The following is a 24,602-nucleotide window of genomic DNA, read 5'->3' as shown; positions in this document are numbered from 1 at the left end:
GGGAAAAATCAAGATTAATTTCTTATGCGTAAACTCACCGCTGCACTGCAACATTTAAATCCGAGCTAAAAACTGCATAATCTATGCACGTTTCCACATCCGGAATTAAGTCTGAAAGCATCAGGAATAACCAATGCGAGATTGCGATTGCACCCAAAGCAGTCCGTGGCACTATTTTCTTTCTCACGGAAGATCCAGGCACAACAATTGATCCAGTAAAATCCTACCAGTATTATGATGACGGTATCCTGGTTCTGAACGATGACGGCCATATTCTTGATGTCGGATATGCAACTGAGATGCATAGCAAATACCAACTTGCGGCGCATACAGTTTTAAATTACAGCGGCAAATTCATTTTTCCAGGCTTTATCGATACGCACACACACTATCCACAATCCGAAATTATTGCTGCATTTGGTGAACAATTGACACATTGGCTGGATAAATACATTTATCCAACTGAAGCGCATTTTGCTGATAAATCCTATGCAAGCTCAGCCAGCCGTTTTTTTCTCAACGAGTTGCTAGATAATGGCACCACTACTGCACTGGTTTTTGGCACAGTGCACAAAACTTCGGTCAACGCCTTGTTCGAAGAAGCGGAAAAATTGAATATGCGCATAATCGGTGGCAAAATCATGATGGACCGTAATGCGCCGCATTATTTGCTGGACACACCGGAAACAGCCTATATAGAAAGCCAAGCACTGATTGAAACATGGCATAACAAAGGCCGCATCCAGTATGCGGTTACACCCCGCTTCGCGATTACTTCCAGTCCTGAACAATTGGCTGTAGCTGCAAAACTTTTTCATGCGTACAACGGTGTCTACCTGCAAACGCATATATCTGAAAACTTAAGCGAAGTCATGCATGCAAAACAACTTTTTCCAGCATCAAAAAATTATCTAAGTATCTATGATGATTTCGGTCTGGTTGGTCCCAGAGCAATTTTCGCACATGGTGTTCATCTGACGGATGAAGAATTCAGCCTGTTTGCGAAAAAGAAAGCGACTATATCCTTTTGTCCGACATCGAATCTGTTTCTCGGCAGTGGTCTATTTGATTTCAGAAAAGCGCAACGGGAAAATTGTCATCTCGGGCTCGGTACCGATATCGGTGCAGGCACCAGCTTTTCCATGTTTCAGACTCTCAATGAAGCCTATAAGATCGTACAACTGCATAAGGCATATACCGATACACCCCAAAATGAAATAACATTGACACCTTTCAAGGCATTTTACCTGGCCACACTAGGCGCTGCTCGCGCACTTTATCTTGGTGACAAACTGGGTTCATTGCAACCTGGTAAAGAAGGTGATTTCATCGTTCTAGATCTTGAAGCAATACCACTGTTAAAATTTCGTTTACAAAAAACGCAATCACTAGCCGATCGGTTATTCGCACTCATGATGCTTGCTGACGATCGCACAGTGGAAGCCGTTTACTTGATGGGCAAACGCTGGCAGAAAGTCGATCGGCCTCGTTTCTGATTTCGTAGTTGATGAAAAAACTAATCGTGATTTTTCACTATTTGTTGTGTATCATTAAACTCGAAGACCGAAATTGTAATAAAGTCTTATCTACCATGAAATTTGACATTCCGGAAAACACATAAAAACGACTGACCACTCAATCACACGGAATTAGTTAAAGTCAATTTGAGCAATAAGCGCGACCAAACAGTCACTTAAGGAAAATTTATGGGTGCCATCTTTTTTTATATTTTTATTTATTTTGTTGGTTATTACGGATCGAATATTCTCAATATGTTCACTGTCCGCCCCTTGATTACTAATCGTTTTATCGCGGCACTTGTGCCTGTCGTTGGTGTAGCAATACTGCATGGCTACATGATTGCAACCAAACCACCGCCAGCATCACAAAATATCACTGTTGAATCCGCCCTGTTTTCCTATGTCATCATGCCGGTAGTGATTGTGACTTTGGGCGCTATTTATTTTATGTGGAACACACGCAGAGGGGAAGAAGAGGAAGCTGAAGAAGCCGCGCGTAAAGCTGCTGAAGAAGTGGAGGAAGATGGCGAACCTGAACGGACATCTGCAGAGGAAGAATTTGAGGCAAATGCTGAAAAAGCAGAATTAAAAAATAGCAGTGATGAAATAGCGGATGCTGACAAAAAACGTAAGGAGCTTTAATTCTATTTATTCTAACTAAACATACAAAAAGGGTCTTGTTTATTAACCGTTCTTCCGGCTGTTAAACAAGACCTTTTTTATATGTTTGAATCAGACTTACCACACCCATTCCTTTCCGAGAAGAGGTGTGGATGTAATTTAATTAATGCACTGTTGCTGCTTCCTTAGGTGCGTCACAGGTCAGATTTGCACAGTAGGTTTCATGAATACCATCGAGAAATCCCCATAATGCGTCGCAAACCTCCCGGGTTGCAGCGTGTACTTCCTCCTGTTTTTCAGGTGTATCTGCAAAACGTTCGATCAAGTCCCATTCAGCCTGAGAGTGATAAACATCCGCTTTTTGATGCACCGAGAAAAATTCATAATCTTTCGGATCGGTCATGCCATAAAATTTAGCCAGGCCATCGATTTTGACTGCAGCTACATCAGGAACTTGTGATTCAAACGCATGCAATGCGGCCAAGCCTGCATAAAATGGACGATTCAGGCAAATTTCACGGAATGTGGCAACCAGTTTTTCAGTATTCGGCAATGCTTTTGCATTGGTCAGGCTTTTATCGTCGGCACCCAGTGCATATGCGAAAGCTTTCCACAAAGCCGGATGGTTCGTATCACCATGTTCTTCATCAATCAGATTTTTCAACACTTCCTGGCGCACGCTTATGTCGCCTGCATTTGTATCAGAACTGAAGTGTGGTGTGTTAAAGTGCACGGCGCTCAGATAAGTCGGTTCCGCCAATACATTATAAAAATACTGCTCAGCATAATGACGTAATTGTTCTTTAGTGAGTTTACCTTCAGTCCATGCAACATAAAAAGGGTGTTTGAGCAGATGTTTTTCGTTAATCGTGTTGCTGATTTTTTGTTTAAAAAGATTACGGGTTGTCATGGTCATTTTTTCCTTTTTCATTTAACGTATTGTTACCTGTTACTTAATTGCGATAAGATGAAATCATCAATGCATATCATCGCTAAATAATATCAGCAAGTCAAATTTAACTGATTTTATGAGGCTCCAGATTACTTGATAAATATTTACTTGCTGCAATCATATTTTGCAACGCCGGCTTAACTTCATCCCAATTACGCGTTTTTAATCCACAGTCCGGATTCACCCACAATCTCTGAGCCGGGATGCGTTGCGCCGCTTTTTTCATTAAATGAATAATTGAATCCACAGAAGGAATATTGGGTGAATGTATATCATATACACCGGGACCGATTTCATTCGGATAATGAAATTCATCAAATGCATCCAGCAATTCCATATCAGAGCGTGAAGTTTCAATCGTAATGACATCCGCATCCATTTGCGCAATGGCCTCAATAATGTCATTGAATTCCGAATAACACATATGCGTATGAATCTGTGTACTGTTTTTTACACCATTAGCAGCAATACGAAAAGCACGAATCGCCCAATCAAGATAAATGTTCCATTGTGATTTTCTGAGTGGCAGTCCCTCTCTGAGTGCGGCTTCGTCAATCTGAATGATCCCAATCCCCGCTTTTTCCAAGGCAGTCACTTCATCGCGTACCGCAAGCGCAAGTTGTAAGCAGGTTTCGGCACGTGGCTGATCATCACGTACAAAAGACCAGTTTAACATAGTAACAGGTCCGGTTAGCATGCCTTTCATAGGCCTGTCAGTTAATGATTGTGCATATGCAATCCATTCAGTAGTGATCGCATGGGTATGTGATACATCTCCAAAAATGATCGGTGGTTTAACACATCGTGAACCGTAAGACTGCACCCAACCGAATTGCGTAAAAGTGAAACCTGCTAGCTGTTCACCAAAATATTCCACCATATCATTACGTTCAGCTTCACCGTGGACTAATACATCCAGACCCAGTGTTTCCTGTTCACGCACGCAGGTCTCTATTTCTTTCTGCATTGCCAGCCGATAGTCCTTTTCCGATAACTTCTTCGTGCGCAAATCCATTCTGGCCTGTCTGATTTCTTTAGTCTGCGGGAAAGAACCAATAGTTGTTGTCGGAAAAAATGGTAATTGAATTTTTTCTCGTTGTTCAATCACGCGCTGAGGATAAGGAGACTGACGACTGCCCATGGCAGGGGTAATTTCAAGTACACGTTGTTTCACAGCAGCTTGATGCACACGATTGGATTGACTGCGGCTTTCTATTGCAGTTCTATTTTCCTGAAGAATTTCAGCCACACTGTTTCTTCCATGATTAAGTGCTTTGGCCAATACAGAGACTTCATTTAATTTCTGCAAGGCAAACGCCATCCAGGATTTAATCTCCAAATCCAGTTGCTGCTCGCTATCCAGGTCAACAGGCACATGCAGTAGTGAACAGGACGGCGCAAGCCACAAGCGATCCTGTAAGTTTGCATGAATGGGTTCAAGCCAATTCAGCGTTTCTGTTAGATCGGTTTTCCAAATGTTGCGTCCGTTGATGACACCAAGAGAAAGGATTTTATTGTTCGGTAGCCAGTCAATTATCTTGGCTATTTCGTCTTTGGCCATGACAGCATCCAGGTGCAATCCGCTGACGGGCAATTCACAAGCCAATTGTAGATTGTCTTGAAGTTGGCCAAAGTAAGTAGTCAATAACAAATCGATAGGTGTTGCCTGTAATTGATAATAAGTTTTACGCAACGCATGTTTCCATACCTCATCAAGTTCCGTAACCAAGACAGGTTCATCGATTTGAACCCACTTGATACCTGATTTCTCAAGCGCTTCGAATAATTGTGCGTACATACTTATCAAGTCATCAAGCAAATCAAGCTTATCTGAATCGTCTTTGCATTTACCTAACCAAAGGTAAGTGACCGGGCCTAGAATAACGGGCTTTGCCTGAATGGCCTGTTCCTGTGCATTGTTAATCTGTTGAAGCAGTGAATCACTATGCAGCGAAAACCGTGTATGTTGATCAAATTCCGGTACGATATAATGGTAGTTTGTATCAAACCATTTGGTCATTTCGCCAGCACTGACAGAAGTACCAGCCGAATCATCAGTAGCAGCACGCCCTCTCGCCACACGAAAATAATGATCCAATTCACCTCCGGGCAATTCACTGACTCGTACTGGAATATTACCCAGCATAAAACTGGTGTCCAGTACTTGATCATATAACGAAAAATCGCCTACCGGTATCCAGTCAAGCATCATTTGATCCTGCCAATGCTGTGAGCGCAGACTAGCTGTAGCCTCCAGCAAAGTTTTCTCAGAAATTGTTTTTTTCCAGTATTTTTCTAAAGCAAATTTCAATTCCCGCTTTCTTCCAATACGAGGAAACCCAAGATTATGCGTTGTTACCATGTTTGTATTCACCATTGCTATTTAATAATCGTTCAACTATTGTATAAACAACAAACAATAAATAATAATGATAAATTTCTACGATCTTATAATATATCCTCATAAATGTTAGAACACAGTCATCTTAAAATCATACAAGCGTTGCATACCAATGGAACACTTACTGAAGCTGCCAATGCACTATGTGTAAGTCAGCCTGCTCTATCACACCAAATCAGTTATCTGGAAAAAAAACTGGGAATCGCACTGTGGGAAAAAAATGGCCGCACCCTGCGTTTGACCCAGGCCGGGCATTTGTTATTAGAAGTGGCAAATCAGGTTCTGCCTGTATTATCGCAGGCCGAAAAAACACTTAAAGCCTATAGCGAAGGTTGCCAGGGCATTTTACGAATCGGCGTTGAATGTTACCCCTGCTACGAGTGGTTAAATTCGGTGATTGGCCAGTTCATGCGAAAAATGCCTGGTATCGATATAGACATTGTGCATAAATTCCAGTTTTCAGGTTTAGAAGGTCTACTGAATCACCATATCGACGTACTGATTACACCCGATCTCATTAAGAAAGAAAAAATACATTACGAAATTTTAGCCGCGTACCAGCTGGTACTTCTTGTCTCGGAAGATCATCCTTTGGCGTCGGTCGAACAATTAAAACCAGAAATGCTTTGCAGGGAAACATTACTTACTTTTCCGGTACCGCCAGAGAGACTGACTGTACTCGTTCATTTTTTAACCCCATCACACCTTGAACCGGCAAAATTAAAACAAATTGAGTCACTAGAAATTATGCTGCAAATGACGGCGTTAAAACGGGGCGTTTGCGTTTTACCGGAATGGTTGGCAGATGCAAGAATTGGAGAATTGAAACTGAACAAAATTTACTTCGGAAAAAATGGATTGTATCAGAAATTATATTTGGCAATGAGAGAATCAGACAAGACGATCCCTTATATCATGCAGTTTATGTCTGTTGGTCAAAAAGCGGCGAACAATACTTTTGAATAAAAAATAGTTTAAACAGATAATTTATCACGCTATCAGGTATGCGTGTAAACTTGCGCTTTTTATGACCGAGTCAAATTATGGATGAACAAGCAAGTCTATTAGCACTTTTTACCAGTAGTTTTCTCGCTGCAACACTATTACCAGGTGGATCAGAAGCCGTACTTGCCGGTGTACTCATTGCCTATCCCGACCTTCTCTGGTATGCGCTTATCATTGCAACAATCGGTAATACACTGGGTGGAATGAGCTCGTATCTCATCGGACGTTTGTTACCCGATGAGAAATCCATTCTCAAAAAAACGGATGGTAGTTCGCGCAGTCTGAAATGGGTACGCAGTCATGGTGCGCCTGTCCTATTGCTTTCCTGGACGCCTGTCATCGGTGACGCATTATGTGTTGCTGCCGGATGGCTTAGGGTAAACTGGTTGACGGCCATGATATTCATGGCCGTCGGCAAGTTTGCACGTTACTGGATTGTCGCCACTGCCACAAAATCAGTCGCGGCAACTATAAGCTGATAGTTCGGATAGTAATATTAATCTTCATCAATAAGTTTTTTCAATTCACCGCTTTGATACATTTCGGTGAGAATATCGGATCCACCGACAAATTCACCTTTTACATATAACTGTGGAATCGTTGGCCAATTGGAATAATCTTTAATACCCTGACGTATTTCCGGATCCTGCAACACATCCACAGTAAACAGATTATTGACACCACATGCATTTAGAATATTGATTGCATTTGCAGAAAAACCACATTGCGGCTGCTCCGGCGATCCTTTCATATACAGCACAACGGGATTGTTTGAAATCTGCTGTTCAATAGTATCTTCTACACTCATATTTGATATGCTCCTCAGTAATTACAAGAAATCAAAAGAAATTTCTACGTTATTTTTTAGATGAAAGAAACCAACAAAATAGTCAGTCTCATTGTTTTTGTCACGGAATCCTGGGTTGCAGATTTTCTGCATGATAACTGCCACCACTCACGCGTTCTATGCCGGCTAAATCTGTTTGTGAGTAAATATTACGAAATCCTTGCGCCTCCAGCAAACCTCTGCATTGAATTGACTGATCATAACCATGTTCTAATAACAATTGCCCGCCGTCAACTAAATATGCGGCCGATGTAGCAATAATATGACGAATACAAGCTAATCCATTCTCATGCGTTGATAATGCAATATCTGGTTCAAAACGTAAATCCCCTCGTTGTAAATGCGGGTCGTTTTGAGCGACATAAGGTGGATTGGAAACTATTAAATCAAACGATTTATCAGCAACAAGTTTTTCAAACCAGTTGCTTTGAGTGATACGAATATTACCAGCGGCAAGATTTTGCGCGTTCCATTTCGCAATTGCAATAGCATCATGGGACAAGTCAATCGCTGTCACATGTGATCGAGGTCTATGTTTTGCAATTGTTATGGCTACCGCCCCGCTCCCAGTCCCGAGATCCAGAATCTTCATTGAGCGTGACTCTGGAATTTTAGCAAGCGCCTGCTCAACTAATAATTCAGTTTCCGGACGCGGTATCAAAACGGCAGGGCTTACCCTGAAAGTCAGATCGTAAAATTCACGTAGACCTGTTAAATAAGCAACTGGCACTCCTCTAATACGCTCCAGAACAAGTTTTGAAAATCTTTCAAAATGATCTGAAGAAAGAAAATCATCTGCGTGCGTCAATAAATAGGAATAATTCACTTGCATCACATATTGCAGCAGTAAACGTGCGTCAACATACTCGATTTTTTGAACAGACCAGTACAGCACTTGAGAAATAGTGCGCGGGGAAAAATCCAATGTGATTTGATCATATCTACACTGATTCACGGTACACATCTCGATCTTGTCTATTCAAACGGAAATACGGTTATTCTTCCATCGAGACTGCAAGTTGTTCTGCCTGGTGTTCGGCCATTAAGGCCGAACAAATTTCGTCAATATCGCCATCCATAATCTGATCCATTTTATAAAGTGTCAGATTGATACGGTGATCAGTTACCCTGCCTTGTGGAAAATTATATGTACGAATCCGTTCAGAACGTTCACCCGTACCCACTAGGGATTTACGAGTTGCCGCCTGCTCTGCCTGCTGCTTCTGCATTTGATTGGCGTGAATACGCGCCGCCAACACACTCATAGCTTGCGCCTTGTTTTTATGTTGGGAACGACCATCCTGACACTCTACAACCATACCAGTTGGCAAATGGGTAATCCGTACCGCCGAATCTGTTTTATTAATATGCTGACCACCCGCACCGGAAGCCCGAAAAGTATCAATGCGTAACTCGGCCGGATTGAGTTCAATTTCACTGATCTCATCCGCTTCAGGAATAACAGCAACAGTACAGGTAGATGTATGGACACGCCCTTGAGTTTCAGTCACAGGTACGCGTTGTACGCGGTGTCCCCCCGATTCGAATTTAAGCCGTGAATAAGCACCCTGTCCTATAATTTTGGCTATAATCTCTTTATAGCCGCCAACGTCTGATGGGCTTTGTGAAATGATTTCAACCTGCCAGTTGCGCCGCTCAGCATAACGTGAATACATACGAAACAAATTGCCCGCAAAAAGAGCTGATTCATCACCACCAGTTCCCGCGCGTATTTCCAGAAAAATATTGCGGTCATCATTGGGATCCTTGGGTAATAACTGTTTTTGTATTTCAGTTTCAATTTCTGCCAGTTTTTCCTTCGCAGTCTGCATTTCAGTTTCAGCAAACTCACGCATTTCCGGATCAGAAGCCATCTCGCGGGCGGTTATCATATCCATTTCAGTTTGTTGATATGCATGATACAGATCAACTATAGATATGATCTCGGCATGCTCGCGCGAAAGCTTGCGAAAATTATCCAGGTCTGCAGTAATCTTTTCACTGCTCAGCATCTGATTCAGTTCTTCCAAGCGCACACTGAGACGTTCAAGTCTGTTAGCAAGACTGTTTTTCATTGCGGCCGATGCAGTTGATAAAGCCGATTCACCAATTCAACCAGTTGCTCACGTTCTTCGGCAGTGGCGTGATTTAGGGAGCTGGAAGGAATATGCAGAAATTTATTCATCAAACCATTACTTAACGATTCCATAACTTTCTGCGGATCTTCACCTTTAATCAGCAACTTACTGGCACGATCCAGTTCCTGACGACGGTATCTTTCACCTTGATCACGTAACGCACGAATGGTAGGAACCAGTTCACGCGTCGCCATCCAGCGCATAAAATCGATAACATTGTTATCGATAATTGATTCTGCCTGAGCAACCGCGCTCTGGCGTGCATCCATACCCTCTTTCACAATCTCAGATAAATCATCCACATAGTAGAGAAAAACATCATCCAGTTCAGACACTTCCGATTCAACATCGCGTGGCACCGCCAGATCGACAATAAATATCGGGCGATGTTTTCGTGCTTTAACAGCACGTTCAACCATTCCTTTGCCCAGGATAGGTAAAGGACTCGCGGTGCAGGTGACAACGATATCATGCAGTGCTAACTGTTCGGGCAAATCAGCCAACGTGATAGCCCTGGCATTGAATCGCTTGGATAACGCCTGTGCACGCCCAATAGTTCGATTGGCTACCGTAACATGTTTCGGATTTCGCGAAGCAAAATGGCTTGCACACAAATCAATCATTTCTCCGGCACCAATAAACAGCACCCGCTGCTCGCTGATTTCACCAAAGATCCGTTCGGCCAAGCGTGCAGCGGCAGCAGCCATTGATACAGAGTTTGTGCCAATCTCGGTTGATGTGCGCACTTCTTTGGCAACAAAAAATGTTCGCTGAAATAATTTATGTAACAACAAACCTAAAGTGCCTGCGTTCTCAGCTGATTTAACTGCGCTTTTTAATTGACCCAATATTTGCGGTTCACCCAGCACCATGGAATCTAAACCGCTCGCAACCCGAAATGCATGCTTGACGGCTTGCTCGCGCGCCAACTTGTAGAGGTAAGGGTCCAGTTCCTGTGTTTGTAAATGATGAAAATCCGCAAGCCAATGCATGGCTTCTTCCGGTTTGTCAGTACTGCAATAAATCTCTGTTCGATTACAGGTTGAAACAATAGCCGCTTCTTTGATGGGATTGCGTCCGACCAGATCGTGCAAAGCATGTTCCATTGCGTTTTCGGAAAAGGTAACCTGTTCACGCACATCCAGAGGCGCAGTATTATGATTAATACCAAAGGCAAATAACTGCATGTAAGTTAATGTATTAGCGGCCGTGAATGAAAAGCTCACGATTATAATATTAAGTGTGCATAAATACTATCCATGTGAAACATTTGTCTGCTTTATTGTTAAAGAGTTCATCTAAAAGCTTTATTTTTAAAGAATAAAAATAACTGTTAACTGTATACGCAATTTTTTATTTTTTGCTTTATCAAGTATGAAACAGCGTTTTTCTGAATTTATCTTCAGCAAAACAATCATCTGTGCAATATATTATTTTGCGGGTATACTTCGGCTGCTAACGATGCTCAGGCTGCAAATATTTGTCTGAGTATCTCATTTTCAATTTTATTTATTTTGAAAAACTGTAGCAGTGATATTGCTAGTACTCGTTCGACTTAGAAATGATGAATTCAGTTAGTTTTTCAACGTTAATGGCGATGCTGGCTTCCTAGCAAGAATTAGTTACTTGTCAAGAAGCCTGGCGTAGTCAGTTGCATTGAAAATGCCGGCCAGTCGGTCGTTCACATCATGTTTGATCATTGTGTTGCAGCACTGGGCCCGTTGCCTTCGCACCGCGCATTGTGACGACAAAATATCTTGCGAACGCCGTACACGTCAATTCTAAGTTGGTGGAGTACAAGGAAAGCTACAACTCAACATGGAGAATTTATGAACAAAAATATAATTTGTGCCTTTTTATTTTTGGCACTGAGTATTCCATACGCAGCGTTTGCAAAATCTGACGAAAATGCAGCAGAAGTAATTAATGAAGCACAATCTTCAGTTGAAACCGAAGAAGATGAAGTAGCTGCACTAGAAAGTGGTAATGGGTGGAAGAATGTATTTATCGCCGAATTAGGAAACTCCGGGAAAAAAGTTCATATGGTGCTTGTGGAGCAAAATCGTCATACTGACAAAACAGTTTATAGCAATGCGATTAGTCGTATTTGCCAAGGTCAAGATGAATTTTGCAGGGTACGTTTCTGGAGTAATGAACGATATATACCGGAAAGAGCCGCGCTGACAGCTGAACAAAACAAACAACTGAAAGCTGATTATTTAGTCAATAAAGCAGCTGGCATCAGAGAATTACGCTGGTCTTGCGGTATAGACCCGAACAGTCAGAACTGTCTTCCTTAAGCTGCACGATTTATTTTTTTATATTTTAGGACAGCTAATAGGCATAAAAACGGCTGTCAATAAAGTTATTGATTAATCAATAACTTTATTGACAGCCGTTTTTCTACAACTTGCCAATCCCGATTGCAGAGAACTCTCTTAATGTTAGATATGCACGGCACGATTGTTCACGGCTAGTGCAGCCTCATGTATGACTTCAGATAATGAAGGATGCGCATGTACAATGCGAGCAATATCTTCACTACTGGCAAAAAATTCCATTGCCGTTACTGCTTCAGAGATTAATTCAGACACATGTGGACCGATCATGTGAATGCCTAGTATGCGGTCACTTTCAGCGTCTGCCAATACTTTGACAAATCCAGCCGGAGCATTCATGGCGCGTGCACGACCATTGGCAATAAAAGGAAATTGTCCTGCTTTATAGGCAATACCTGCTTTCTTGAGCTCTTGTTCATTTTTACCTACCCAGGCAATTTCGGGCGAAGTATAAATTACCCAAGGAATAGTATTAAAGCTGACGGCTTCAGTTTCCTGATTATTCCCTTTTTCGCTTGCTATAATCATTTCAGCAACAGCTATACCCTCTTCCGAAGCTTTGTGCGCCAGCATGGGGCCGCGCACCACATCACCTACAGCAAAAACATTAGTCAAATTGGTGCGACAATATTCATCCACTTCAATAAAACCACGTTCATCCAAGTTAAGGTCATTTTCATCTGTTCCTAAATCTGATGTATTCGGTGTACGCCCCACGGCAACAATTAATTTATCGACTTCCAATTTTTGCGTGCCACCGTCTGCATCCTGATAGTTAACGATTACACTTTTTTTGCTTGCCTTGATCGATTTTATTTCAATACCTGTATGAATTGCTAAACCAGGTTCCTTGGAAAAGATTTTTTTAGCTTCTTTTGCAATCTGTTCATCAGCAGCCATCAGAAATTCAGGCATCGCTTCCAATATGGTGACTTCCGAACCCAATCTGCGCCAAACGCTGCCCATTTCCAGACCAATTACGCCAGCACCGATTACGCCGAGGCGTTCTGGTGCTTCAGATAACGATAATGCACCGGCATTATCCAGTATTCTTTCATTATCAATTTCAACCATAGGGAGTTGGCGCGGCACAGAACCTGTCGCCACTATCACATGCCTGGCCTGAACAGTCTGGGTATCATCATTGCCCTTGACTTCTATATGCCAAGCCTCATCAGTTTTAGAGCGTTTAAGTAGCTTTCCTGTGCCGTGAATTGATTTGACTTTGTTTTTCTTGAACAGCGACGTAATTCCCGCTGTAAAAGTCGTCACAATTTTGTCTTTTCTTGAAATCATCGCAGGCACGTCAACTGTGGCGCCATCCACTTGAATGCCATGTGCAGAGGCCTTATGTTTAATCTGAAAAAATTGTTCGGACGACTCCAGCAATGCTTTAGAAGGAATACATCCAACATTAAGACAAGTACCGCCCAAGCTGGCACGCCCTTTCGAATTTTTCCATGCATCAATACACACCGTATTCAGCCCCAACTGCGCACAGCGTATTGCTGCAACATAACCGCCCGGTCCGCCGCCAATTACGGCAACGTCAACTATTTCTGACATATTCACTCTTTTGTTTTAATTTAAATGTACTGTCTATTTTACTAAAGTTTGCAGGATGGGAAAGTCAAATGAAACAAAAAAACCAGAAAAAAGAATCGCTTTAACAGGTTTTTGAAAGACGCAATAATCAGGTATCAGTTTGCAAACCCACAACGTCAACTTCATCAATGCTATGAATGGTGGCACCCATTGAACGAATGGCCTCTGTTACAACGTTAAATTGAATATCATCGCCATCAATGGTCAGTAGCGTTGTTTCAGTTTGTTCATCTACTTCTACAACGCAATATTTAATACGACAGCTTCCACATCGTTCGGCTAGCGCACTGGCGAATTCCAGTCCATTGGGTTGATGGGGCTTGAGCACATCAAGCACCAAACGTTTTACTTTTATCATAACTGCATATCAAATACGTTGTTGTAATTGACAATATCACTATCAAAATTTGATTTATCGCAACGCTTAGTCGTTATTGGGATAACGATTGCCCGATTACGGCCTAATACGCATTAACACCTTGCTTCAGCAAATTGAATCCGGCCAAGATTAACACATAGATTATCGTATAATGAAAATCATTTGCATTTGTTCTGATCTTTCTTGCCGATAACTATCAGATCAATGTGTAAAACAGTCGACACAGGCTTTTTGTTCAGCAGGGGTCATATAATTGTTGCGCTTATAATCTGGCGCTATACCGAGCTTAAGCAGTTTATCAATCCACAGAGGATTATAAGGCATCAATTCACACGATTTGACTCCATGCTTCCTAAGAAACGCAGCAATATCCTTTAGGTTTTTTTCCGTTGTAGTAATTCCTGGAATCAATGGAATTCTGGGAATAACCGGAATGCTCGCATCTTTGATTAATCGTGAAAAATTTTCCAGAATATGTTTGTTGGATTGCCCACAGTACTGTTTGCTATCAGCAGCATCAATTAATTTAATGTCAAAATATATCAAATCCAGCCAGGGCAACATTTTTGCTTTAAACGATTCATATGGAAAAAAACCAGATGTTTCCAGCGCAGTATGAATGCCTTCACGTTTAAGTGCCTGCAACAACCTACCGGCAAAATCCATTTGTAATGTAGGTTCACCACCGGAAAGTGTAACCCCGCCACCCGTTGATGTAAAAAAAGGTTTGTCCTGTAACAAGCGATACATAAGTTCATTAGTACTGTACCATGTGCCGATCTGATTACCATACACATCAGGTTCAGGTAAAAATTTCTTTCCTTCAGGATTTTGACACCAAATACAAGAAAGCGGGCACCCTTTGAAAAAAACAGTTGTTCGAATTCCGGGTCCATCTTCGCTGGCATCCCGTTTGATGTCGAAAACCAGCCCTTTATCGTTCATACGCATCCGCAACTAACGCCTGAACATTTTTACCGATTGCACCAAACTTAAACATATGGCCAAAGTTACCGGTAATCTGTACCAAATTTTCAAGTAAAAGCTGGACAACGTCTACATCGGGTCGCTCAGCAAGACTCAATATGGCTTTAGCATCCCTGAAGCGAATAACCAGGTCCACTTTATCCGGATCTTGTTCAATCTGATCTGCTTTTGACTCACTCAACACTTTTGTATCGACAATTGCACACGGGTTAAACCGTTTACCAATAGGCGTATCAATATACAATGCAGACGGATCAGGACAAAACCGAATCAACACATTCATGTCATCTTCAGGTTTACGTGTTCGAATCAGAATTTTCCCCTGATAATAGCGAAAACCATCTGGTGTGCAGGGATCTTTGATGACAAAATTGTCTTGAAAAAATTCTTGTGACTGCGCGGCTTTACTGTCACTTAAACCTTCACTGATTAGAAAGCCAAAACCCAGTTTAATCAATGCAGCCATGCCATTTGCAAGAATTTTTCCTTCCGCACGTTTAATTAATCCGGCCAGTTCATTACTGGTTTCGCTTAACTGCAGTCCGGATTTCAGAATTTGATGAATTCCCTGCGGGAGTGCTGGTAGCGTTGCATGCATATCAGACTCCTGCTACCTCATGCTGTTCAATGCCGCTTTCCATGCCAAAATTGGCACGATCAATTATTTCCTGCCGCATCTGCGGACTCAAAGTAACATAGTAAGCAGAATAGCCAGCTACACGTATCATCAAATCCTTATAAGGGGCCAACGCCTTCTGTTCTGCTTCACCAGCACCTGTCTGACTCGCAGCTGTGGCAGCTTTGTCGGCAGCGATAAAATCTTCAATCGAAGTAACGCAAAGCTGAACGAGTACGCCATCTTGGTCCATAAATGTTTTCATATACGTTGCGAACAAATCAGTATCTTCATTAAAGTATTCCTTACCGCGGGGTGTCAGACTCAGATTGTAAGTATATCCGTTCTGCACTGTATCGGGATTGACGCTGGCAACAGACAGCATGTGATCCAGCAACATCACTGGCTCTCCGTTAGCCTTGACAATACCTGGGCAAGGCGTGATGCCACTGGCAAAAGATGCGTTGTCAAGTCGCCCATTTGGAGTTGCTTTACACAACATTCCAAAGCCGGCATGATTGGTCATACTCCAGTAACCTGTCAAATAGCGACCGCCTCGATGCGTGCGATATTTGAAAAAGACATCCTGAATCATCCTGGTCAGCAAATGGGTATATTTAACCGCCATAGCATTGTTAAAAATACCGCCTGGGGTTTTATCCACGCCCGCACCATATTTGGGGGCAACACGAATCAAATCCATGCATTCCTGCAAGCGCTCAGGTTTTATAGTAATGCGTGTTTTATTCTGCCGGTCATTAGGATACTGCATTTTAATCAGTTCAATCAACGTCTTGAGAAAGCCAGTCTGCTTATTTGCAGGCAATCGTTTCGGATCAAAATTAGCATTTAGCGCGGCAACCAGTTCATCAGCTGTCATTTTTCCGCCAAATACCAGCGCGTCGATAACGCAGAAAGAATCAATAACATCTGCGAGCCCGATAATGGCCACACCGGAAGAATTATATTTAGCGCCACCTGATGAAAGATCGCGAAATTTTGCACCGTGGCCGCCGGGTATGTTTGTAGGTCCGTCAAAAAGTCCTGACAGTAATGGCGATGGACGAACCTTCGCCAGAGTGCGCCCAAGATAATTATTGAACTGAACACAATGCCGTGCCATTTCATCGAGTTGAAAGCGGAAACTATCAATGAATTGCTGCATGGAGTCCATCTCGTTAAGTGGCGAAGAAGTATATTCCGTTTTACCGTAGAACAGATTCGGATCATTTCGGCCAATTCCGTCACTGCGGTGCTTGCCGCCAAACATGGCCAATTCGAGCACAGCTGGTAGTACCAGCAATGTGGAACCGGTATGCCCGTAGTGTTTATGATCTGAATTTTGTTCGATGCAGCCGATAGAAGCATAATCATGCGCATCAGTCAACGCCTCTTCCATAGTGACATGATCATGTCGGGCATAATAGTTGGCCATACTGTGTATTACGGGCACATCACCATGTAGTGCGGGTGTTGCACGCGTAATCAAATTAACCTGACAGATACGTTTCAAGTAAGGGGAAATCTCGCCTGGACCAAGGAGCGTGTCATCCGGGGCGCGATGGTGTACATCTTTATGATAACGTGCATGAACATTGGGATCACGGATGGACAGCATTTCAGTTGCCTTAAGGATGATATACGTCATGTCATTGACAGCATCAACGGTTTTACCGTTGACATACCGTGTACCACCAACAGTTAACGCCTGATTCGAGCCACTGCCTGCAAATAACACTTCAGCAGTTTCAGGAGACAGAGGAACATGATCAGAACAGCGCAGGAAGAAATGACACATCAACTCAACTGCATGTTTGGTATAAGCGGCTTTGGCTTCATCATCCGGCTGCTGTTGCCAGTCGTTCAAATAGAAATCATTCAGAGTCTGATCCAGCCGTCCTGGTGAAAGGCCGAAATTAGTATTTTCCTGCAGTAACAGGTGATAGCATATCCACACTGCTGTCAACGCTTCCGCCAGTGTCTTTGCCGGTTTAGCCGGAACCCTGCGGCAAATTCTGGCCAATTCATTGTTACCGGCATGTCCGGCAGCTTCAGCCAGATGTTCGGCATAAATTTTAGCGCCCTCATAAACAGCAATAACTGCTTCAGCAAATTCTTTTTGATCAACGGTCATACCTGTAGCAGAACCGTTAGCGATATCCTGCCGCAGTTGAGCAATCAACGCATCCATACCATAATTTAATATGCGACCGAAATCTGGCGCGGTATGGGATACTGCGGTTGCCTTGTCGGTCAGATAAAAGGCAACCCGTTCAAACAATTCCTGACATTTAGGCGTTTCGCCGGCACGTTTTTTTAACGGCGGATCGATTGATCGCTGATCATCCGCCATGCCACCGTCAACCGTATCTCTTTGGTCATTTGCATAATCTGCAGTGTCATAATCAGAATAACGCGCAACTTCCTGAACAGTGCGTCGCTCGAGCCAAAACGGGAAAATCTCCTCGTTAAAACGTTTGGCAACCTTCGGTTTGATTTTGAAAGGATTCTGAGATCTGGTTGCAATCGTATCCAGCTCCGGCCAAATACAATAACCACTCATGTCCATATGCACTACCGGTCCGACAAAACTTGTTGTCGTTTGCCCCGGCAACAAGTCGCTTTTTTTGACGAATGGAGTTTTATGACTGAAGATATGCTTCAACGCCTGAGAACGCTGGGTGATGGGCGGCAACGCATCGTTCTTGGGTTTGCGAAGAAACTCTGTTAGTAGCCGTGGCAATTCATCACAGACCTCCGGTATCCATTCAGGATCGAATAACTGATTCCGCCATGCCTGCACTACCGGAAAATCACTGAGACTGATGTGGCTCAGTGTCAAATCATTCAGTGTTCTGATTTTGTCAGGCGCATCATTGGGTATTGGATAACTGGCTGTTTTATCATTGAAGGCAGCTGTATCAGCTGTACCATGTTCAAGATCAATGTGTATGCCGCCCCGGTTAATATTTGAAGTTTGCATCACGTATTTCCTCCAATATGATTATTGCAGCGTATCCAGTCCGATCGCCAATCTGTGATACTGCCACGTATCATCGAGCAGAAGAAAATATCCAAACAGCTGGTATCTATACTCATCCGAATCAACCGATGAATGAAATGGCAAGCCCAAAGCTGTCGAATAAATCAATTGCCCTAAATAAAGACCATCTGCGATTTCAACAAGTTCATCAAGACAATAACCAATTGGTGTCGGACCGCCAATCATTGGGAACCGATAATGAAACTGAAAAACTTTTTTCTTTTTGTTCTTGTTATTATTCATCGGAAGTACAGATTCCCTGTCATCTGTACCAAGAAAAATATAACCCTGCCTTGCAAAGGGTGATGGTCCGTCGGAGGCGGCGGCCAGAAAGGACGCATCGGGTACGCGATAATTCATGTCAACAATGCGCATTAACGGATCAGCAGCGACAATACGTTTATCTTGAATATTATTACCATCCACCCAGTGTGTGGCAGCTTCATGTTCCCAAAAAGTTTTATCTTCATCCGACATGCCTTGATCCCAGGCACCACTTTTCAGATGTTTTACATAAACGCCATCAGCTTTCCAAAAGTGCGCCTTGTTTTTTTCAATAAGGTTATAATGTGGTCGGCTGGCCAGAAATGACTTAAGGGTATCTACACGCTCAGGATAACGGTCATCCAAATCGTCGCTCTCATCCAGAAGCATACTCAACTTACGCCCTGATATTTTTTCAAACGATTTGCCGGCCCAGGGAAAAATGAATTTCCCAATAGAATGCCATGTCATGTTGAGCAGATTTGGTGGCGGATGATTATCCAGCATATTTGCCAGTGCGCTGGGAAAAAGTGCATTATCATTCTGCTGATCAGTCGAATCCATAGAAAAACCTTCAGTAAATCCACAATGCAAATTAAGCGTGGCGCCATGATAATAATCAAATCCGGTGCTATGAACCGGTTCGCCATACCAGCTGTTTGTTTCATCACTATCTAGGCGACAGTTAAAGCCGATTTCACCATTACCCTGAAAAAGACCATTTGTAACAGTGGGGGCAACGCCCCGACGAAACAGAGCGTTCAGCTTTTCAAAATTTTTTAACTGATCTTGCGGATTGTTTTGTGCGGAAATTTCATAGCTGATACGCTGCAGCATCTGGAGTATTGATTCACCGTCTTGAAGCATGTCTTCGACATATTCATCCTGTACTTCCAATGGAGATTCTTCGAGAATAAAAGATGTGAATTTGCGCTCGACGGCAGCGCTCTGTTTCCAACCATTGGTCCAATCAGAAATTTCGGGCCACTGCTTTGACTGTTTTGCAGTAACTGTCATGGGAACATGGCTGCCAGCATTCGTTACAAGCTGATCGTAGCCAAGCTCAAGGAAACCGATCTCACCAGAACGTGGCCGCAATTGTGGGAAAGCGTCATCTGCATAAAATGTTTCTGCAGAATCTGGATCAACCATCAAAAAGAAACCATTATTTTGATATCCGTAATAATGCACGTCGTCCTGTCTCCCCATTTGCAAAATACGTTTGGTTTTTTCCCATAAACCACGCTCTGGGTAATCCTCTCCAATCGATATAACTTTCCCGTTGGGGAGCGGGACACTGCCAAGGCTGAAATGCCGTGTAGCAAAAACCAATTGACCCAGATAGATACTGTCATCAATACGCACTATTTCATCGATCAAGCACGTCATGGGATAACTGGGCATCAATGCTGGCCAGCGATAATCCAGTTGGTAAACATCCTTGCTGTTCATTTCAGGCACGACCGATTTGCCAGAATTGCACAGAAAATACCCGCCTGTTTTACTGTAAGGGATTACTTTTTCCCTGGTCAGATTTTCGGGTAAAAGTTTACAATCAAAACCTCTAGTATCTGCATCCATCGGCCGATCTTTCAAATGCCACAATTCTGTTAAAGCAGGCAAACCAACGGCTTGAATAAAATTTGAATCGGGTGGTTCGCGGAAATAATTTCGCCCAATACGTGTCAATGTTGGATCATATGCTTTTATTGATTGAGTGTGATTATGCGTTTTTTCAGCAACCGTCTCACGTGATACAGGCTCAAAAGTCTTACCCATCCATAAACCCGTATCCGCATAGGTTGCATTCCATGCAGTAGCCATCCATTCAATACTGGCGATAACTGAGCGCTCATTTATATTTAACTCGTCACTGTGTTTGAAGTAATCGCTGTCACGTATGGAGATGGGTATACCGATCATGGGACCACTTAAAACTTCTGCTTTACCGCATTTAAACAAAGTTTCAAGTTTCTGATGAATTTCCGGCCAGATAAGCTTTTGATTGTTGTCAGCAAGAATACGCTGATATTGGGCAAGCATTGTAAAAAAGCTGCCTTTGTAGTCATGTTCTAAAATATTATTTAGAACATCTTCAAGATGTTGGTCTTCACCGCTTGAGTCAGTCGGAAAGTGTTTGCTGCTGAGAAAGGCCGTCATAAATATTACCCTCCTTGTTATTCGATCATTGCATATTCATATATGAATTGCAAGTCGACACTATGGCGCTCAAGCTATATGAATCCTTTCATACAGCGCTTGGCGGATTTACCGATAGCAGACATCCGTAAAATAAATCTAATATGTACATATAATAAACGTCATATTCTTAAACTTAAGCGTATACTTTTTAATTACTTATACTGCTATTTCCATGCTGTTAAGTCAACATTTCATTGGCCAACGTTTTATGTAATAATTTCCTCAAGTTATAAATTAAGTAAAATGCCCAGATAAAATGCATTCTTACAATTTTTGTGCATTCATTTAATATTAACTTAATTTTCATTTTAAATTCAGGGTGGTGCATATGAGTCCTTTTCTAGGTGAATTAGTTGGAACCTTTATATTAGTTTTGTTAGGTAATGGCGTCGTTGCCAATGTGGTGCTTAATAAATCCAAAGGTAATAATGCCGGTTGGTTAACAATTGCAGCCGGCTGGGGCATTGCACTTTTTGTCGCTGTATATGCGGTGGCTGCTTCAAGCGGTGCGCATTTGAATCCTGCCGTCAGCATTGGTTTGGCTGCAGCAGGAAAATTTGCATGGGTGGATGTGCCAAGCTACGCAATAGCACAATTGCTGGGCGCGATGCTGGGCGCTTTGACTGTATGGATCACATATCAACAGCATTTTGACCAGACAACCGATCCCGATGCCCAATTAGCTGCATTTTGCACCGGCCCGGCAATCAGAAGTCCGGCACACAATATCATTACAGAGGCTGTAGGGACTTTTGTACTCGTTTTTGGCATCATGATGATTGTTTCACCTCAAACCACCCTAGGTGCATTAGATGCACTTCCTGTAGCGTTACTGCTCTTTGGTATTGGTTTATCGCTTGGGGGACCAACCGGATTTGCAGTCAATCCTGCACGCGACCTGGGACCGCGTATTATGCACGCGATACTTCCAATACCTAATAAACGGGATAGCGATTGGGGTTACGCGTACGTTCCGATAGTTGGAGGCATTATTGGCGGACTTTTGGCCGCTGTCGTTTACAGCATTCTATAAAAAGTAAAATTTTCCAATCAGCCTGTACTTCATCAAATCACGGGTGACTTAGGGTGACTTAGGGTGACTTAGAATAAATCTAATCTTAACGTGGCATTCTTTGATAAGCTCTTTGGTTCAATATTTTAAACACAAAAAAACCATGATTTATAATCAGCATGAACATATTTGAGCATCAACGCCGCAGGCTTCTCAAGTTTAGCCTGATAAGCGGATTGGGTATTTTCTTCTCGGGCCATTGGACATCGGTACCCGGCCAGGCTGCATCGCTGATTCGCGCAGCGAGGAGTGGCTTGCAGCCGCCCGATTCCAATGGCGTGCGACTTCCTATAGGATTTAAATCCCGCATTGTTGCCCGTTCCGGCCAAACGCTTTTTGATTATAACTGGCATGCTGCGCCTGATGGTGGCGCCACATTTGCCATAAAAGGGGATGACGGATGGATTTATGTTTCCAATAGTGAACTTGAAAACCAGGCAGGCGGCGTCGGCGCATTGCGCTTTAATCAAAAAGGAGAAGTTGTTGACGCATATGCTATCCTTAAAAACACCAGCCGGAACTGCGCCGGTGGTCATACCCCGTGGCAGACCTGGTTGTCATGCGAAGAGGTCGATAAAGGCCAAGTTTGGGAATGTGATCCTTTTGGTAAACTGCCACCACGCCTGAGACCTGCGCTGGGCACATTCAGTCATGAAGCTGTTGCGGTCGATTTGCAAAAGAAACAGCTCTATTTAACTGAAGATAAACCCGACGGCTGCCTGTATCGTTATACTGCCAATGAATTTGACACTGCGGGTAATCCTGATCTTGACAACGGCATATTAGAAGTCGCCGAAGTAATTGGTGGTCGTATTGGAAAAGTACACTGGCATGCGCTTCCCGATCCGCGGGCAACCGACACCCCCACTCGCTATCAGATACCCGAGCGTACACCCTTTAATGGTGGAGAAGGTATCTGGTACCAAGAAAAGCTCGTTTATTTTACCACCAAAGGTGACAACAGGGTCTGGGCCTACAGTACTGATAACAAAGAACTTAATATTATTTATAATGCGGCTGTATTCATGCACCCTGTGTTGACCGGGGTCGATAATATTACTGCCAATGCATCCGGCGAGCTGCTTGTTGCTGAAGACGGTGGTGATATGCAAATTGTTGTCCTCAATCAGAACTCAGTCCTGCCATTGTTGCAAGTCGTAAATCATGATCGTTCAGAAATAACAGGCCCTGCTTTCAGTCCGGATGGTTCACGTTTATACTTCAGTTCTCAACGTGGCACTTCAGGAAAATCAGAAGGTGGTATTACTTTTGAAATCACTGGGCCATTCTAGCTAGAACGCATCAAAATAATAAATTACCTGGATTCTGTGTAAGGAGCGAACCCATATGTCCGATAACGGTCGATTTTTATCCCGTTTAATCTGGTTAACATTAATAGTCATACTGCTCATCATATTCATGCGCAGCTCATTTGATTTTTTTATGCCGGGTGATCACCGTGAACATGCTGAACCACGTATCGTTGAGCCGCGCGGCAATCTGGCAGAAGATGAACAAAGCACTATTACATTATTTGAAAATTCACGTGATTCAGTTGTATTCATCACTACACGTCAACGTGTCATGGATGCCTGGACACGCAATATTTTTTCTGTTCCAAGCGGTACCGGCTCTGGTTTTATTTGGGATGATAATGGCCATATCATCACCAATTTTCATGTTATCAGGGGTGCCAGCGAAGCAAAAGTTCGCTTAGCGGATGGCCGCGATTACAAGGCTGCTTTGGTTGGCGCAAGCGCTGCACATGATATTGCGGTGTTAAAAATCGGTATCGGCTTTCAGCGACCCGTACCCGTCGCCCTCGGCACCAGTCGCGACCTTAAAGTCGGACAAAAAGTTTTTGCCATTGGCAATCCCTTTGGCCTGGATTGGACATTAACAACCGGCATTGTTTCAGCACTAGATCGTTCTTTACCGGGCGAAGGCGGTCGCACCATTGATAACCTGATACAAACGGATGCTGCTATTAATCCAGGCAACTCTGGCGGTCCACTGCTTGATTCGGCGGGACGTCTAATTGGTATAAACACCGCCATTTACAGTCCCAGCGGTGTAAGTGCAGGCATTGGATTTGCAGTACCTGTCGATACCGTCAACCGTGTTGTTCCGCAACTCATCAGTCGAGGCAAATATATTCGTCCGGCGTTAGGTATCACCGTAGACGGCAAATTCAACGATCGGCTGACCGGCGTGCTGAATGTTAACGGCGTAGTAATCCTGGGCGTCAGCCGTGGTTCAGCCGCTGATGCGGCCGGACTCAAAGGCGCAGTCATTTCACCGGACGGTGAAATAATACCCAAAGACATTATAGTTGCCATTGATAACAAACCAGTTAATTCGGTAGAGAAACTGCTTGCGCGCATCGACGAGTTTCGCGTGGGTGATACCATAGAAGTTACAGTTTTAAGAAACAGACAAGAACTGGATGTTTCTTTAACACTACAACCCGGTGAGTAAACACTGTTTCACTTTTTTTCGTCATGCGTTTGATTAAAACGCAACGGTTATCGCTCGACTAATTCGCTGCACTGTGTATCTGTCATACAATTCGTTTACAAAGTCTTAATTACCCATTGCGTCACTTTAAAGT

Annotated in this window: 20 protein-coding genes; 8 read left to right on the top strand and 12 right to left on the bottom strand. The window is 43.1% G+C overall.

The genetic code is table 11. The annotated features are described in order from the left end of the window. Positions 1-83 precede the first annotated feature (83 nt). Together guaD and C8R11_RS10695 are read left to right on the top strand one after the other, a co-directional pair. Positions 84-1,496: a guanine deaminase gene (gene guaD, locus C8R11_RS10700; protein WP_107795685.1), complete on the top strand. Its 1,413-nt coding sequence runs from the start codon at positions 84-86 to the stop codon at positions 1,494-1,496. 210 nt (positions 1,497-1,706) lie between these two features. Continuing rightward, entirely contained in the window at positions 1,707-2,162 is a 456-nt protein-coding gene (locus C8R11_RS10695) for a hypothetical protein (protein ID WP_107795684.1), read from the top strand. A 142-nt stretch (positions 2,163-2,304) separates the two neighbouring features. Here the strand turns inward: C8R11_RS10695 and C8R11_RS10690 are convergent, their stop codons facing one another. Together C8R11_RS10690 and metE are read right to left on the bottom strand one after the other, a co-directional pair. Beyond that, positions 2,305-3,051 (bottom strand): 4-aminobenzoate synthase, encoded by a 747-nt coding sequence (locus C8R11_RS10690; RefSeq protein ID WP_107795683.1) that lies wholly within the window; start codon positions 3,049-3,051, stop codon positions 2,305-2,307. A gap of 106 nt (positions 3,052-3,157) precedes the next feature. Next, entirely contained in the window at positions 3,158-5,455 is a 2,298-nt protein-coding gene (gene metE / locus C8R11_RS10685) for a 5-methyltetrahydropteroyltriglutamate--homocysteine S-methyltransferase (RefSeq protein ID WP_107795682.1), read from the bottom strand. 105 nt (positions 5,456-5,560) lie between these two features. On the opposite strand from metE, the gene C8R11_RS10680 reads away from it, so the two are divergent. Together C8R11_RS10680 and C8R11_RS10675 are read left to right on the top strand one after the other, a co-directional pair. Beyond that, positions 5,561-6,460 carry a LysR family transcriptional regulator gene (locus C8R11_RS10680; protein WP_107795681.1) on the top strand — a complete coding sequence of 300 codons (900 nt, stop codon included), beginning with the start codon at positions 5,561-5,563 and terminating at the stop codon, positions 6,458-6,460. Positions 6,461-6,537: 77 nt separating this feature from the next. Beyond that, positions 6,538-6,978 (top strand): YqaA family protein, encoded by a 441-nt coding sequence (locus C8R11_RS10675; protein WP_090698355.1) that lies wholly within the window; start codon positions 6,538-6,540, stop codon positions 6,976-6,978. 17 nt (positions 6,979-6,995) lie between these two features. On the opposite strand, the gene grxD is transcribed toward C8R11_RS10675, so the two are convergent. From grxD to hemA, 4 genes are all read right to left on the bottom strand, one after another. After that, positions 6,996-7,307, bottom strand: coding sequence for a Grx4 family monothiol glutaredoxin (grxD, locus tag C8R11_RS10670; RefSeq protein WP_090698357.1), 312 nt, complete (start codon positions 7,305-7,307; stop codon positions 6,996-6,998). 100 nt (positions 7,308-7,407) lie between these two features. Beyond that, the gene (gene prmC, locus C8R11_RS10665; RefSeq protein ID WP_244907633.1) at positions 7,408-8,301 is read right to left on the bottom strand and encodes a peptide chain release factor N(5)-glutamine methyltransferase; all 894 of its coding nucleotides are present in this window, start codon (positions 8,299-8,301) and stop codon (positions 7,408-7,410) included. A gap of 40 nt (positions 8,302-8,341) precedes the next feature. Continuing rightward, positions 8,342-9,421: a peptide chain release factor 1 gene (gene prfA / locus C8R11_RS10660; protein WP_107795679.1), complete on the bottom strand. Its 1,080-nt coding sequence runs from the start codon at positions 9,419-9,421 to the stop codon at positions 8,342-8,344. Next, entirely contained in the window at positions 9,418-10,671 is a 1,254-nt protein-coding gene (gene hemA / locus C8R11_RS10655) for a glutamyl-tRNA reductase (protein WP_107795678.1), read from the bottom strand. Before hemA ends, prfA begins: the two co-directional genes overlap by 4 nt. Positions 10,672-11,313: 642 nt before the next feature. Between hemA and C8R11_RS10650 the strand changes: the two genes are divergently transcribed. Next, positions 11,314-11,784: a hypothetical protein gene (locus tag C8R11_RS10650; RefSeq protein ID WP_090698365.1), complete on the top strand. Its 471-nt coding sequence runs from the start codon at positions 11,314-11,316 to the stop codon at positions 11,782-11,784. A 144-nt stretch (positions 11,785-11,928) separates the two neighbouring features. Here the strand turns inward: C8R11_RS10650 and lpdA are convergent, their stop codons facing one another. The 6 genes from lpdA to C8R11_RS10620 form a co-directional block, all read right to left on the bottom strand. Then, a complete protein-coding gene (lpdA, locus tag C8R11_RS10645; protein WP_107795677.1) occupies positions 11,929-13,389 on the bottom strand; it encodes a dihydrolipoyl dehydrogenase in 1,461 nt (486 codons plus the stop codon). A 127-nt stretch (positions 13,390-13,516) separates the two neighbouring features. After that, a complete protein-coding gene (locus C8R11_RS10640) occupies positions 13,517-13,786 on the bottom strand; it encodes a DUF211 domain-containing protein (RefSeq protein WP_107795676.1) in 270 nt (89 codons plus the stop codon). Between the two features lie 222 nt (positions 13,787-14,008). Then, positions 14,009-14,752, bottom strand: coding sequence for a radical SAM protein (locus tag C8R11_RS10635; protein ID WP_181258235.1), 744 nt, complete (start codon positions 14,750-14,752; stop codon positions 14,009-14,011). Beyond that, positions 14,742-15,392: a hypothetical protein gene (locus C8R11_RS10630; protein WP_107795674.1), complete on the bottom strand. Its 651-nt coding sequence runs from the start codon at positions 15,390-15,392 to the stop codon at positions 14,742-14,744. The genes C8R11_RS10635 and C8R11_RS10630 overlap by 11 nt, the downstream gene beginning before the upstream one ends. 1 nt (position 15,393) lies before the next feature. Further along, positions 15,394-18,393 (bottom strand): pyruvate formate lyase family protein, encoded by a 3,000-nt coding sequence (locus C8R11_RS10625; protein WP_107795673.1) that lies wholly within the window; start codon positions 18,391-18,393, stop codon positions 15,394-15,396. Between the two features lie 21 nt (positions 18,394-18,414). Continuing rightward, a complete protein-coding gene (locus C8R11_RS10620) occupies positions 18,415-20,877 on the bottom strand; it encodes a hypothetical protein (RefSeq protein ID WP_107795672.1) in 2,463 nt (820 codons plus the stop codon). 370 nt (positions 20,878-21,247) lie between these two features. On the opposite strand from C8R11_RS10620, the gene C8R11_RS10615 reads away from it, so the two are divergent. The 3 genes from C8R11_RS10615 (at position 21,248) to C8R11_RS10605 (ending at position 24,469) form a co-directional block, all read left to right on the top strand. Then, positions 21,248-21,952 (top strand): MIP/aquaporin family protein, encoded by a 705-nt coding sequence (locus tag C8R11_RS10615; protein WP_090698379.1) that lies wholly within the window; start codon positions 21,248-21,250, stop codon positions 21,950-21,952. A 158-nt stretch (positions 21,953-22,110) separates the two neighbouring features. Further along, complete coding sequence (locus C8R11_RS10610; RefSeq protein ID WP_107795671.1) at positions 22,111-23,283, top strand: alkaline phosphatase PhoX; 1,173 nt, start codon at positions 22,111-22,113, stop codon at positions 23,281-23,283. A 55-nt stretch (positions 23,284-23,338) separates the two neighbouring features. Next, a complete protein-coding gene (locus C8R11_RS10605; RefSeq protein ID WP_107795670.1) occupies positions 23,339-24,469 on the top strand; it encodes a S1C family serine protease in 1,131 nt (376 codons plus the stop codon). Positions 24,470-24,602 lie beyond the last annotated feature (133 nt).

The sequence above is a fragment of the Nitrosomonas aestuarii genome, assembly GCF_003046585.1.
Taxonomy (GTDB): domain Bacteria; phylum Pseudomonadota; class Gammaproteobacteria; order Burkholderiales; family Nitrosomonadaceae; genus Nitrosomonas; species Nitrosomonas aestuarii.
This window is presented reverse-complemented; position numbering and strand designations above follow the sequence as displayed.